Raw genomic sequence first — 12,544 nt, 5'->3', positions numbered from 1 at the left:
GCTCAGTGCCCGGCGAGGTAGCTCTGCACCTGGCGGGCGGTGAGGTCGATCAGGTCGCGCTGGGCGACGTTGACGTCCAGCAGGTGCAGGCCCCAGGAGCGGTCGGGCACGGCCGGGAGCGCGTTCGCGGGTGGCACCGCCGCGGCGGGGTCGGCCTCGAGCAGCAGCACGTGCGGTCCGTCGCCGTCCAGGCAGCGGCCGCGATAGCCCTGCACCTCACGTCCGGCGAGGATGCCGCGCAGCGGCTGCCCGGCCCGGCCCACCAACGCCGCCGGGTCGGTGCACAGCACCTCGTAGTCGGGACCGTAGGGGAAGGCACCGCGGGTGCCGGAGGTGTTGGGCACCGTCGGGGCGAACCCGTAGCGGATGTCCGGCGGCAGCTCGCCGTAGGCGGAAAACGCCACCACACAACCGATCTGGTCGGCGCGCTCGCAGGCGGGCACGGTCGCGAAATCGCCCCTGGCCGTCTCCCCCTTGCGCACCAGCACATTCCCGCCCAACAGCAACGCCGAGACGAGCTGCCGCTGCACCGGCCTGCCCTCGATCTCCTGCCGGATCAGCGTGCGCAGCATGGCCGTTCCCTGCGAGTGCCCGATCAGCACCACGCCGCGTCCGTTGTTGTGGTCGGCCAGATAGTCGACCCACGCCGCGCGCAGGTCCTCGTAGGCCAGATCCAGCGCGGCCGACCGCTCCGGGCCGGGTGCGTTGCGCAAGCTCAGCAGCGTGCTCTGCCGGTAGACCGGCGCCCACACCGTGCAGGTTTCGGCGAACGGCGCGGCCTGCAGCGCGGCGACGGCCCGCTGCTCGGGTCCGATGCTGCGGTCGGCGTTGGTCGTCTGCTGCAACGACACCGTCGGATAGACGTAGAAGCAGTCGACCGGCGCGTCCTGCCGGTCACCGCACGGCCCCGCCTGCCCCGGACGGCACAACCACGTCGTCGGCTCGGGTTCGGCCCCCGCGGGTGCGGCGGGCGCCAGGATCGCCGCGATCAGCAGCGCGACGGGAAACAGGGTCCGGATCAGCGCGGGCACACGCGGATCGTATCGACCGTCGCAGGCTCCGGGGAAGGTTCGGCCGATCTCCGTAATCCATCTCGGACACGGGCAGGTCGCGCCGATGCTGCGGTGGGACAGCCGTCTACTCGACCGTCCCGAGCAGGAGGCGGATGGTGTCGGCCCAGTGGGCCAGGGTCGCCGTTTCGGCGCGGGAGCTCTCGCGGAGCGGCCGGGCGGCCGACACGCCGCGCAGGATCGTGATGGTGAGGTCGCGGATCGCCGGGTAGCGGGGGTGGGCGGTGATGTCGGGGCCGAACAGGTCGTCGACCACGCGGACGAGGTCACGGCCGGCGGCGCGCTCGGCGGCGCGGAGGACGGCGGCCAGGGCGGGGTCGGTGCGCGCGGCGGACCACAGTTCCTGTTCGGCGCGCGCGGGTGCGCGGGCGAAGGTGCGCGAGAGGGCCGTGAGGGTGCGCTCGATCGGGTCGGCGGGGCCGAGTGCCGCGACTTCCGCGCGGGTGGCCGCCTCGTTCAGGGTCACCAGGTGGGCGACGAGCGCGGCGGTGAGGTCGTGGCTCGTCGGGAAGTGGTGCAGCAGCGCGCCACGGCTGACGCCCGCGGCCTGCTGGACGGCCAACGTCGACAGGGCCGCGTAGCCGCGGTCGGCGAGCAGGGCCGCGGCCGCGTCCAGGATCCGCTGCCGGGTGGCCCGTTTCTGCTCGGCACGGGTGGTCATGGGCGGCTCTCTCGGGTGTCGGAACGCCGATCACGATTTCACAGTCACCATTGACTGTCAATCGGTGCTCGAGCCACACTCCCCCACGAGGCCCGCACCGTGCGCAACCGGGCGGGCACACTCCCCGTGAGAGGAAACCCCGTGTCCGACAACCCCACCCACGACGGGCAGCGCGCCGCCGCCTGGTACGAGAACTGGACCGAAGTCCCGGACTCCCCGTGGACGCAGCGCCCGGACCCCACCGACGCCCACGAGTACCGCACGCTCACCTACGAACGCGACGGGCGCGTCGCCCGGATCACCTTCAACCGCCCCGAGCACGGCAACGCGATCACCCCCGACACCCCGCTGGACCTCGCGCACGCCGTCGAGCGGGCCGATCTGGACCCGCGGGTGCACGTCATCCTGCTCGCCGGCCGCGGCAAGGGCTTCTGCGGCGGCTACGACCTCGGCTTGTTCGCCGAACAGGGCGGCGCGAGCGACGACCGCACCCACGACACCGCCGGCACCGTCACCGACCCGATGGTGCACGCAGCCAACCACAACCCGTGGGGCACCTGGGATCCGATGCTCGACTACGCCATGATGAGCCGCTTCAACCGCGGCTTCGCCAGCCTGCTGCACGCGAACAAGCCGACGGTGGCCAAACTGCACGGTTTCGCCGTCGCGGGCGGCACCGACATCGCGTTGTACTGCGACCAGATCATCTGCGCCGACGACACCAAGATCGGCTATCCGCCCGCCCGGGTGTGGGGCATCCCGGCGGGCGGCATGTGGGCGCACCGCCTCGGCGATCAGCGCGCCAAGCGCCTGTTGTTCACCGGCGATTGCCTCAGCGGCGCGCAGGCCGCCGAATGGGGGCTCGCGGTGGAGTCCTGCCCGGCGGACGAGCTCGACGAACGCACCGAGGCGCTGGTGCAGCGCATCGCCCGGATGCCGGTGAACCAGCTGATGATGGCCAAACTCGCCCTGAACTCCGCGCTGCTGGCCCAGGGCGTGGCCACCTCGGGCATGATCAGCACGGTCTTCGACGGCATCGCCCGCCACACCCGTGAGGGCTACGCCTTCCAGATGCGTTCGGCCACCGTCGGTTTCCGCGAGGCCGTGCGGGAACGCGACGAGCCCTTCGGTGACCACAAGCGCGCCGGCTTCGACCGCTGACCGAGCCCACCGGGTACTACGCCACAGCCTTACGGAGCAACGCCGCCAGGCGTTCCTCGTCGGCGGCGCTCAGCGCGGTGACCGCGAAGCTGGTCGGCCACAGGGTGCCCTCGTCGAGGGTGGCGATGTCGTTGAAGCCGAAGGTGGCGTAGCGGGCGCCGAACTTGGCGGCGGGCTGGAAGAAGCACAGCACCTTGCCGTCCTTGGCGTAGGCGGGCATGCCGTACCAGAGCTTGGCGGTGAGTTCCGGCGCGTTCTGCTCGACCAGTGCGTGGATGCGCTCGGCCAGGACGCGATCGGCCTCGGACATCTCGGCGATCTTGGCGAGCACCTCGGGCTCGGTGTCCTTCTTGGCGCCCTTGCCGCGGCGGGTGGCCTTCAGCTCCCGGGCGCGGTCCTTCATCGCTTCGCGCTCGGCCTCGGTGAAACCCTCGTAACTGGTGGTCTTCGCGGCGGTCATGTCGTCGTCCTTCCCGGTCGGTTCGTTCGGTGACTTCACGGTAGGACGCGCACCCGACGGCGGGCTTCTCGAAAACTGATCAGTTCAGCGGTGGGTCCAATCGGGCTGGAGGAAGTCGGCGACCCTGGCGTCGGTGGCGGTGCGTCCGAGCAGGACGACTTCGCGGAACTGCCACAGCAGCGCGCCCGTGGGTGCGTGGATGGTCATGCGCGGACCGAGCCGCATCTGCAGCAGGCCCGGGCGGCCGATGGGCACGTCCGGTGCGCCGGGGACGGTGTGCGGGGCCGCATCCTCGGGGTGCACCCAGTGCGGGACGTCGTCGGCGGCGAGCCGGTCCAGGTCGACGTGATGCACCGAATGCACCTCGTCGGGGCTGGGGCGCAGGTCGGCCGGGCCGGACAGGGTGGCGACGACCGGGGTGATCGCGAAACCCGACGCGGCGGGGAAATCGTCGAGCAGTCCGAGCACATCCGCCGGGTCGACGCGCACGCCCAGTTCCTCGTGCAGTTCGCGCAGCGCGGCCTGCTGGGCGGTCTCCCCCGGCTCGAGCCTGCCGCCCGGAATCGCCCACTGTCCGGCGTTGCGGCCGCGGTAGGCGCGCTTGATGACGAGCACCGACAGCGACCCGCCCGGCTCGGCCACCACGCACAGCGCGACCGCCGCCCGGCGCATACCCGGGGCGTCGGGCACCGCGATGCGGGGGAACTCGGCCAGCCGGGCCCGCGCGAGCGCGCGGAACGCGGCCATGTCGTGGGGAACCACCTCTGTACCCATCGTTCGATCTTGCCCCACCCGTCGAGCGGCCCGGCACCGCCGTGTCCCGGCCGGCGGGACGCGCTGTTCCGCGGGAGGCGGACTCGTGGTGGTCAGCGGGGTGTGCGGCGCAGGGTGGCCAGGTAGGCGCGGGCGGCCAGGCGCTGCGCCAGCCGGGTGAGCGGGCCGCCCAGGCGGGTGTACCAGGTGGCGGGGCGGGAAAAGGCGACGGTTTCGCCGTACACGGTCCCGGTCGCGGGATCGTAGTCGACGGCGAAGAGCTCCTCGCCCCGCGCCGGGTGCCCGGCCAGGGTGCCGTAGGCGAAGCCGCGCCGGTTCTCCTCGTCGAGCACATACACCACCCGGCACGGGGCCCGCAGCCCGAGCGGGCCGAGGCCGAGCCGCACGGTCACCGCCGCACCCGGTTCGGCGACCGGAGTCTCGGCGTGGTCGAGGATGCGCAGGCCGCGTTGGATCCGGAAGGCCAGCACCGCGTCGCCGAGGCGTTCGAAATCGGCGCGGCCGCGGCCGATCTCGCGGCGCAGCCGCAGGTGGTCGTAGCCCGCGGGCAGTGCGCCGCGCGTCGCGCCGACCTCCGGATAGGTGAAGTCTCGATCCGCTGGTGTGTCCGCCACCCCTCCATCCTGCCCGTCGCCACCGTCGCGGTGCCGGATCTCGCCGCGATCGGATACCCGCCGCCGAGGTCAGCGGCGGCGCGGCGGGGGCGCGCCGAGGTCGGCCAGGTAGTCCGCGATCAGCGTTTCGGCCGTGGCGGCCTCCTCGGGAGCCACGAGCAGGTGCAGCGCGGTGCCGTCGACGAGGGCGTGCAGCCGCCGCGCCTCGACGGCGACCGCGCGAGCGGTGTGCAGCAGGCCGTGCGCGGCGAGGTCCGCGCACAGATCGTGGCAGAGCGCGGCGACGGCGGTGTGGGCGCGCCCGGCCAGCTCGGCGAGGCGGGGATGTGCCGGGGCCTCGGCGACCAAGGCGAGGTCGACGCGCATTTCGATGCGCCGCTGCTCGTCCAGCGGCAGCAGTTCCAGCAGCATCGCCAGGGCGCGCCGGCGGGGATCACCGATCGCGGCGTGCGCGGACACTCGCTGCTCGGCGCGGACGAACACCAGTTCCATCGCGTAGGCGAGCAGGTCGGCCTTGGTCGGGAAGGTGTGCCGCAGCGAGCCGAGCACCAGCCCCGCTTCGGCGGCGACCGTGCGCAGCGACACCGCGCTCACACCGGACTGGTCGATCAACCGCCACACCGCCGCCGCGATCTCGGCCCTGCGCTGTTCCCGGTCGATCGTCTTCGGCATGCGCCGATATTAGCGCAACTGTGCTAGATTGAGGTCCGTTGTAGCACGACTGAGCTAACAAGGTGGTCCGATGAGCGAATTCCTGGGCGAACACCCGATCGCCGCCGTCATCCTCGGCTGCGAGATCGGGCTGTGGGTGCTGCTCGGCCTCGGCCTGGCCCTGCGCTATCCGGCGCGCCTGCGCACCGCGAGCACCGTTGTGCTGCTGATGATTCCGTTGTTGGACGTGGTCCTGGTGGTGGCCACGGCCGTCGACCTGCATCGCGGCGCGCCCGCCGACGACACCCACGGACTGGCCGGGCTCTACCTCGGCTTCTCCGTGGCGTTCGGGCCGACGGTGATCCGCTGGGCGGATGCCCGCTTCGCACACCGGTTCGCCGGTGGCCCGCCGCCGCAGCGGATGCCGCGCTCGGGCCCGGAACGCCGGCGCCGCCTGTGGCAGGAGTGGCTGCGCGTGGTCGCCGCCGCGGCCGTCAGTTCCGTTGTGCTGCTGGGCCTGGTGGTGCTGATCGCCTCGCCCGACCAGGACCCGGTCCTGCTGGCGTGGATCGCGCGGGTCTGGGTGATCGTCGGCTTCTGGCTCCTGTTCGGGCCCGTGTGGGAACTGGGCCGCAACGGCACACCGCCCGCCCGCGCGGAACGCCGGGACGAAGTCGACGTAACGACGCCGCCGTCGGCGAGGATGTAGCGGTTCGGTAGACCACAGCTGACGCCCCACGGCGCAGCGACATCAGGCAGGCGGTAGGAAATGCGTTCTGGGACACGGAGATCGACGAGTGCGGCACCAACCGGAACGCGCAGACATGCTCGGCGAGCGCGCCGCGCCGGGGCCGCCGTGCTCGCCGCGGCCCTGTCGGTGACCGCGTTCGCCGGGGCGGGCACGGCCGAGCCGGCGAAGGCGTCCTCGGTCACCTCGGTGGTGAAGGAGGGCCGCACCTGGCATCTGACTGTCTACTCGGCGGCGATGGACACCGAGATCGCCGTCGATGTACAGCGCCCCGCCGACGACTCCGTCCCCGCGCCCAATCTCTACATGCTCAACGGTCTCGACGGGGGCGAGGGCACGGCCAGCTGGGCCGCGGCCACCCACGCCCTGGACTGGCTGGCCGACAAGCCGGTCAACGTGATCCAGCCGATCGGCGGCCGCGGCAGCTATTACACCGACTGGCTGCGGCGCGACCCCGAGCTCGGAATGAACAAGTGGCGGACCTTCTTCACCGAGGAACTTCCGCCCCTGCTGGACGCGACCCTGCGATCCACCGGCCGCAATGCCCTGACCGGCCTGTCCACCTCCGGCACCTCGGTGCTGCAACTGGCCGAGGCCAAGCCCGGCCTGTGGCGGTCGGTGGCCGCCTACAGCGGCTGCGCGCAGATCGCCGACCCCACCGGTCGGCAGTTCGTGAAGCTGGCGGTGGAGACCTGGGCGGGCGGCGACACCGAGAACATGTACGGCCCGGACGACAGCCCGCTGTGGCGGGAGAACGATCCGGTCGTCAACGCGGAGAAACTGCGCGGCACCCAGCTCTACATCTCCACCGGCAGCGGCATCCCGGTCCTCGAGGACGTGCAGTACTACCTGAACGCCGCACCCGGCCCGATGGGCGCGGTGAACCTTGGCCTGGGCGTGATCATCGAAGCCGCCGTCAACCAGTGCACGGCCAACCTGAAGAACCGCCTCGATTCGCTCGGCATCCCCGCCACCTACGAGTTCACCCCGGTCGGCACTCATTACTGGCCGTACTGGGAACAGGCCCTGCACGATTCGTGGCCGATGCTGGCCGAGGGCATGGGTCTGGCCGGCTGAGCCTCACACGGCGCGCAACACCTCGGCGGCGGTGGTGAGCGCGGCGACGGCCGCGCGTTCGTCCACCGCGCCGGGGGCGAACATCGTGCACACCGCCGCGACCCGTCCGGAGGCCGACCGCACCGGCACGGCCACCGCGCTCAGGCCCGGCACCACCTCGCCGGTGGTGCGGACGTAGCCGAGGTCACGCGCCAGCGTGACCTCCGGGCGCTCGTCGGGGCGCGGCGGCAACGCGGCGAGAATCGCCAGGCCGGGGGCGCCGCGGGTCAGCGCGTGGCGCAGGCCCGGCCGGTAGGTGATGTGCACCGGGGTGTCGACCGGCTCGACCGAGAGCAGCGTCAACGCCTCCTCGTGCTGGGGCACGACGAGAAACGCCGTGGTGCCGAGGCTTTCGGCGACACGGCGCAGCTCCGGCTCGGCGACCGCGCGCAGATCCCGGCGGACCGCGGCCGCCACCATCGCCGGGGCGGGACCGACCCGGTAGCGGCCCGCCTCGTCCCGCTCCACGTAGCCGCGCAGCTCGAGCGTGGTCAACAACCGGTAGGTGATCGACCGGTGCAGCGACAGCTCCCGCGCGACGTCGGCCGCGCTGCAGGGCCCCCGGTGCGCGATCACCTCGAGCGCCGCGAGACCGCGTTCCAGGGTCTGCGAGGTCACCCCCGTCTTGTCCGTCTCGGACATCCTCACTCCTGTGCCGGGCGACCCCGGCCTTGTGCCCGGGGTCACAGCGGGCGTACCGTGTGCTCTGTATCAGAGAAGCTGTCTCGATAGTAGAGCAACGTCCTGGCGCGGGACGTGCGACACACGACGACAGCGACACACGACGACAGCGACACACGACGACGTGGAGTGGGATGAGCATCGGGATCGTGGGCGGCGGGATCGCCGCCGTGCACTTGGGCCTGGCCCTGCGCGCCGCCGACGTCGACGCGACGATCTACGTCGACCGCGACTACGCCGAGATGGCCGCGGGCCCGCTGCTCAACACGGTGGTGCACCACAGCCCGACCGTCGCCCGTGAGCGGCAGCTCGGGGTCGCGCACTGGGACGCCGCCGAGTACGGCTACGCCCGCCATCACCACAGCATCGGCGGCCCGGACCCGCTGCGCTTCACCGGCGATTTCACCCACCCGTCCTGCGCGGTCGACCATCGCCTCTACCTGCCCGCGCTGGCCGAGGATTACCAGACGCGGGGCGGCACGATCCACGTGCGCGCGATCGGCCCGCGCGACCTGTCCGCGCTGGCCGCCCTGCACGATCTCGTCGTCATCGCCTCCGGGCGCGGCTCGATGAGCGGGCTGTTCGAGCGCCGGGCCCGGCTGTCACCCTTCGACCGGCCGCAGCGCCGCATCTGCGCGGGCCTCTACACCGGCATCACCCGGCCCGACGTGGAGGGCGTCGGGGTCAGCATCGTGCCCGGCGTCGGCGAACTACTGGAGATCCCGCTGCTCAGCAGACACGGCCGCGTCACCGCCCTGCTGTTCGAGAACATTCCCGGCACCCCGCCCGCCGCACTGCTGGACCGACCCGGCGGCACCGCCGAGTTCACCCGGGCGGTCCTGGACACGCTGCGCACCCACCATCCGGCGACCTTCGAGCGCGTGGACACCTCCGCGTTCACCCTCACCGATCCGCGCGATCTGCTCCAGGGCGGGGTGATCCCCGCGGTGCGCCGCGACTGGTTCGAGATCGAGGACGGCGTCTACGCGCTGGCCCTGGGCGACGCGCACGTGGTCGTCGACCCGGTCAACGGCCAGGGCGCCAACATCGCCGCCTACAGTGCCGCCGTCGTCGCCCACTACTGCGGGCCGGACGTCGTCTACGACGAACTGTTCTGCCGCGAGGTCGCCCGCGCCCGCGAGGCGGTACTGGTCGGCGCCTCGGAATGGACCAATCTCACCCTCGCCCAGCATCCCCGGATCGAGCGCGTGCTGCGCGCGGCGGCCCGCGACCCGCAGCTGGCCGACCGCTTCACCGACAACTTCGACCACCCCGACCGGCAATGGGAGGTGCTGGCGACCGACCGGCGGGCCGAGCGCTTCCTGCGCGACGACCTGCGTGCCCTGAACACCTGATCACCACGGAGACGATCATGATCACCTCCACGACCCAGGCCCCGGTTCCCCGCCTGCAAGGAACCGATTCCGTCGCCCCGGCCGAGCGGCTCGAGCACTGGCGCGACATCGTCTCGCGCGCGTTCGTGCCGCTGGCCGCCTCCGCCACCCAGGCCGCGGAGTTCTCCGGGCGGCTGCGGATCACCCCGCTCGGCTCGACCATCGTCTCCCGGGTGGACGCGGGGGCACACACCGTGCGGCGCAGCAGATCGCTGATCGCGCACAGCGAGCGCGGCTACTACAAGCTGGGCCTGCAACTGCGCGGTGAGGGACTGCTCATCCAGGACGGTCGCGAGGTGGTGCTCGGGCCGGGCGATCTTGCCCTCTACGACACCGACCTGCCCTACACCCTGGATTTCGGCACACCCACCGACACCGCGGTGTTCATGTTCCCCCGCGAGCGCCTGCACCTGCCCGCCCAGATCCGCCGGGAGGTGCTCGCCCGCCGCATCCGCGCGCACGACGAGATCGGCACCCTCCTCACCCCGCTGCTGCTGCGCCTGGTCGACCAGTGCCGCGGCGAGCGGCCGCACGCGGCGCTCACCATCGCCGACGCGGTGGTCGACCTGCTGGCCGCCCTGCTCACCGACGACTTCGGCACCCCCCAACCGCCGTCGCAGCAGACGTTGCTGGTCCAGGCGAAGGCGTTCATCGACGACAACCTCGCCGACCCCGACCTCAACCCGGATCTGGTCGCCGCCGCCGTGCACGTCTCCACCCGATATCTGCAGAAACTGTTCTCCGCCGACGGACAACCGGTCGCCGGCTGGATTCGGCGGCGCCGCCTCGAACAGTGCCGGCGCGAGCTGGCCGCACCCGCACCGATCGCCTCCGTCGCCGCGGTCGGCCGCAAGTACGGATTCCACGATGCCGCACACTTCTCCCGGATCTTCAAAGCCCGATTCGGGATGAGCCCGGGCGAATTCCGGCGCTCGGCCACCGGCGTCGAGAACACCGGATAGGCCGCAGCCGCACGGCGAGTGCAGAAATCGTCAACCACAGTTCCCTCCAGGACATGACCGCCACCACGGGGACGTGGAATCGTCGACATCGTCACGACGAATTCAATTGTTGGACAACAATTGACCTGGAAAGGGCATCACATGCCGAACATCGGGATCATCGGCGCCGGCATCGGCGGTCTCCAACTCGGTCTGCAACTGCGACAGCACGACATTCCGGTCACCATCTACACCGACAAGACCGCCAAGCAGATCGCGGGCGGGCGCCTGCTCAACAGCGTCGCCCACCACGCCCCCACCCTCGAGCGCGAACGCGCACTGGGCGTGCACTTCTGGCCGGTGGAGCAGTACGGCTACGCGAGCCACCACCACTACATCGGCGGTGAGCATCCGCTGTCGTTCCGCGGCGACTTCACCCACTGGTCCAGCGCCGTCGACTACCGCCTGTACCTGCCGAAGCTGACCGAGGCCTTCGAGGAACGCGGCGGTGACCTACAGATCCGGATGCTCACCGCCGAGGACATCGAACCGCTGGCCGCCCGCCACGACCTGATCGTCGTCGCCGCCGGCCGGGGCGCGTTCGCCTCGCTGTTCCCGCGCCGCCCGGAGCTGAGCCCCTACGACACCCCGCAGCGCAAGCTGTGTGTCGGCCTCTACCGCGGCATCACCGAGTCCACGCCCAAGGGCGTCACCATCAGCACCTCCCCCGGGCACGGCGACCTGCTCGAGATCCCGATGTACGCCGAGGACGGATTCCTCACCGCGCTGCTGTTCGAGAACATCCCCGGCGGCGATCTGGAAATCCTGTCCACGATGAAGTACGACGACGATCCGGCCGCGTTCGAGAAGACCGTGCTCGACAAACTGGCCAAGCATCACCCGCAGACTTTCGAGCGTGTGAACCACGCCGAATTCGGCCTGAACCGGCCGATCGACATCCTGCAGGGCGCGCTCGTGCCGACCGTGCGCGAGGATTACGCGAAACTGCCCGGCGGAAAGTTCGCGCTCGCGATCGGCGATGTGCACACCGTGGTCGATCCGCTGCTCGGCCAGGGCGCCAATTCCGCCTCGCATTCGGCCTGGGTCACCGGAGAAGCCATTCTGGAGGATCTCGGATTCGACGAGATGTTCTGCCAGCGGGTCGCGGCCCGGCGCGCCGACGTCGTCTTCGGCGCCGCACAGTGGACCAACCTCATGCTCGCCCCGCCCGCCCCGCACCTGCTGCGGCTGTTCGGCGCGATGAACGAGAACAAGGCCCTCGCCGACGAATTCACCGACAACTTCGACTACCCGGACCGGCAGTGGCGGATCGTGGCCACCCCCGAGCGGACCGAGGCCTTCCTCGCCCGCCACGGCGTGCAGCCCGCCCCGGTCGCGGTCTGAGCGGAGGAGACCCATCGTGTACCGACTGTCCGTGCTGTACCCGCCGCCCGCCGACCCGGACCACTTCCGGACCTACTACGTCGAGAACCATCTGCCGCTGGCCGCGAAGCTGCCCGGTCTGCGCACCATGCGTTACGCCTTCGACGTGGCCGCCGTCGACGGAACGAGCCCGTACTTCGCCATCTGGGAAGGCGAATTCGATTCCGCCGCGGCGATGGCCGAGGCGATGAGCTCGCCGCAGGGCCGCGCCGTCGCCGACGACGTGCCCAACTACGCGACCGGCGGCGCGCACGTCGTGCACTACGCGCCGGTCGAGCCCGCGCACTGAAAGGACCGCCCGTGAATGCCACGCTCACCGATGTCCGGCCCGTCGGCCCCGACCCGCGCGCCTTCCGCGACGCGCTCGGCCGCTTCGCCACCGGCGTCACCGTCGTGACCACCGAAACCGAAACCGGGGTCCACGGCATGACCGCCAACGGGTTCATGTCGGTGTCTCTCGACCCCGCGCTGGTGCTGATCTCGCTGGGCCGCTGCACCATGGCCGAGCACCTGAGCACCGGCGAACGCTACGGGGTGACCCTGCTCTCGGAGGACCAGGAGACACTGTCACGGCACTTCGGCGGGCGGGCCCAGCCCGGGCTGTCGGTCGAGTTCCTCCGGCGCGGACCGTACGCGTTCGTGCCGGGCGGACTCGCCGAAATCGGCTGCCGCATCGTCGACCGGCACCCGGCAGGCGACCACGTGCTGTTCATCGGCGAGGTCGAACACCTCGACCACCGCGACGGCGCCCCGCTGCTGTTCTACACCGGCAGCTACCGCGCCCTGCACGTCGGCCTCACCGACGACGTCTTCTTCTGCTGAGCGGGCAT

Annotated in this window: 15 protein-coding genes; 8 read left to right on the top strand and 7 right to left on the bottom strand. The window is 71.5% G+C overall.

Annotation, left to right across the window (positions count from 1 at the left end; all coding sequences use genetic code 11):
• Window positions 1-2: 2 nt before the first annotated feature.
• Both AMO33_RS04080 and AMO33_RS04075 read right to left on the bottom strand, forming a co-directional pair.
• A complete protein-coding gene (locus AMO33_RS04080; protein WP_060590635.1) occupies window positions 3-1,031 on the bottom strand; it encodes a DUF3089 domain-containing protein in 1,029 nt (342 codons plus the stop codon).
• Window positions 1,032-1,137: 106 nt separating this feature from the next.
• Complete coding sequence (locus AMO33_RS04075) at window positions 1,138-1,731, bottom strand: TetR/AcrR family transcriptional regulator (protein WP_060590632.1); 594 nt, start codon at window positions 1,729-1,731, stop codon at window positions 1,138-1,140.
• Between the two features lie 141 nt (window positions 1,732-1,872).
• Between AMO33_RS04075 and AMO33_RS04070 the strand changes: the two genes are divergently transcribed.
• Window positions 1,873-2,892 (top strand): crotonase/enoyl-CoA hydratase family protein, encoded by a 1,020-nt coding sequence (locus AMO33_RS04070; protein ID WP_060590630.1) that lies wholly within the window; start codon window positions 1,873-1,875, stop codon window positions 2,890-2,892.
• A 16-nt stretch (window positions 2,893-2,908) separates the two neighbouring features.
• Here AMO33_RS04070 and AMO33_RS04065 read toward each other — a convergent pair whose 3' ends face one another.
• The 4 genes from AMO33_RS04065 to AMO33_RS04050 all read right to left on the bottom strand — a co-directional run bounded on the left by AMO33_RS04065 (window position 2,909) and on the right by AMO33_RS04050 (window position 5,412).
• The gene (locus tag AMO33_RS04065; RefSeq protein WP_060593278.1) at window positions 2,909-3,352 is read right to left on the bottom strand and encodes an iron chaperone; all 444 of its coding nucleotides are present in this window, start codon (window positions 3,350-3,352) and stop codon (window positions 2,909-2,911) included.
• 84 nt (window positions 3,353-3,436) lie between these two features.
• The gene (locus AMO33_RS04060; protein WP_060590628.1) at window positions 3,437-4,126 is read right to left on the bottom strand and encodes an NUDIX hydrolase; all 690 of its coding nucleotides are present in this window, start codon (window positions 4,124-4,126) and stop codon (window positions 3,437-3,439) included.
• Window positions 4,127-4,218: 92 nt separating this feature from the next.
• Window positions 4,219-4,740: a DUF1990 family protein gene (locus tag AMO33_RS04055; protein ID WP_011209771.1), complete on the bottom strand. Its 522-nt coding sequence runs from the start codon at window positions 4,738-4,740 to the stop codon at window positions 4,219-4,221.
• A 69-nt stretch (window positions 4,741-4,809) separates the two neighbouring features.
• Window positions 4,810-5,412: a TetR/AcrR family transcriptional regulator gene (locus tag AMO33_RS04050; protein ID WP_011209772.1), complete on the bottom strand. Its 603-nt coding sequence runs from the start codon at window positions 5,410-5,412 to the stop codon at window positions 4,810-4,812.
• Window positions 5,413-5,482: 70 nt separating this feature from the next.
• Between AMO33_RS04050 and AMO33_RS04045 the strand changes: the two genes are divergently transcribed.
• Both AMO33_RS04045 and AMO33_RS04040 read left to right on the top strand, forming a co-directional pair.
• Window positions 5,483-6,100 (top strand): hypothetical protein, encoded by a 618-nt coding sequence (locus AMO33_RS04045; RefSeq protein WP_060590626.1) that lies wholly within the window; start codon window positions 5,483-5,485, stop codon window positions 6,098-6,100.
• Between the two features lie 60 nt (window positions 6,101-6,160).
• The gene (locus AMO33_RS04040; RefSeq protein WP_228787048.1) at window positions 6,161-7,216 is read left to right on the top strand and encodes an alpha/beta hydrolase; all 1,056 of its coding nucleotides are present in this window, start codon (window positions 6,161-6,163) and stop codon (window positions 7,214-7,216) included.
• A 3-nt stretch (window positions 7,217-7,219) separates the two neighbouring features.
• On the opposite strand, the gene AMO33_RS04035 is transcribed toward AMO33_RS04040, so the two are convergent.
• Window positions 7,220-7,897, bottom strand: coding sequence for an IclR family transcriptional regulator (locus AMO33_RS04035; protein ID WP_011209775.1), 678 nt, complete (start codon window positions 7,895-7,897; stop codon window positions 7,220-7,222).
• A gap of 173 nt (window positions 7,898-8,070) precedes the next feature.
• On the opposite strand from AMO33_RS04035, the gene AMO33_RS04030 reads away from it, so the two are divergent.
• The 5 genes from AMO33_RS04030 to AMO33_RS04010 all read left to right on the top strand — a co-directional run bounded on the left by AMO33_RS04030 (window position 8,071) and on the right by AMO33_RS04010 (window position 12,536).
• On the top strand, window positions 8,071-9,291 hold the full coding sequence (locus AMO33_RS04030; protein WP_060590622.1) for a styrene monooxygenase/indole monooxygenase family protein: 1,221 nt from the start codon (window positions 8,071-8,073) through the stop codon (window positions 9,289-9,291).
• Between the two features lie 17 nt (window positions 9,292-9,308).
• Window positions 9,309-10,292 carry an AraC-like ligand-binding domain-containing protein gene (locus AMO33_RS04025; protein WP_011209777.1) on the top strand — a complete coding sequence of 328 codons (984 nt, stop codon included), beginning with the start codon at window positions 9,309-9,311 and terminating at the stop codon, window positions 10,290-10,292.
• Between the two features lie 141 nt (window positions 10,293-10,433).
• Complete coding sequence (styA, locus tag AMO33_RS04020) at window positions 10,434-11,675, top strand: styrene monooxygenase subunit StyA (protein WP_060590620.1); 1,242 nt, start codon at window positions 10,434-10,436, stop codon at window positions 11,673-11,675.
• Window positions 11,676-11,691: 16 nt separating this feature from the next.
• On the top strand, window positions 11,692-12,003 hold the full coding sequence (locus tag AMO33_RS04015) for an EthD family reductase (protein ID WP_011209779.1): 312 nt from the start codon (window positions 11,692-11,694) through the stop codon (window positions 12,001-12,003).
• A gap of 11 nt (window positions 12,004-12,014) precedes the next feature.
• The gene (locus AMO33_RS04010) at window positions 12,015-12,536 is read left to right on the top strand and encodes a flavin reductase family protein (RefSeq protein WP_011209780.1); all 522 of its coding nucleotides are present in this window, start codon (window positions 12,015-12,017) and stop codon (window positions 12,534-12,536) included.
• Window positions 12,537-12,544 lie beyond the last annotated feature (8 nt).

The organism is Nocardia farcinica (assembly GCF_001182745.1).
In the GTDB taxonomy this organism is placed as follows: Bacteria; Actinomycetota; Actinomycetes; order Mycobacteriales; family Mycobacteriaceae; genus Nocardia; species Nocardia farcinica.
The sequence above is the reverse complement of the archived record's forward strand: the minus strand, read 5'-3'. Positions and strand labels throughout refer to the sequence as shown.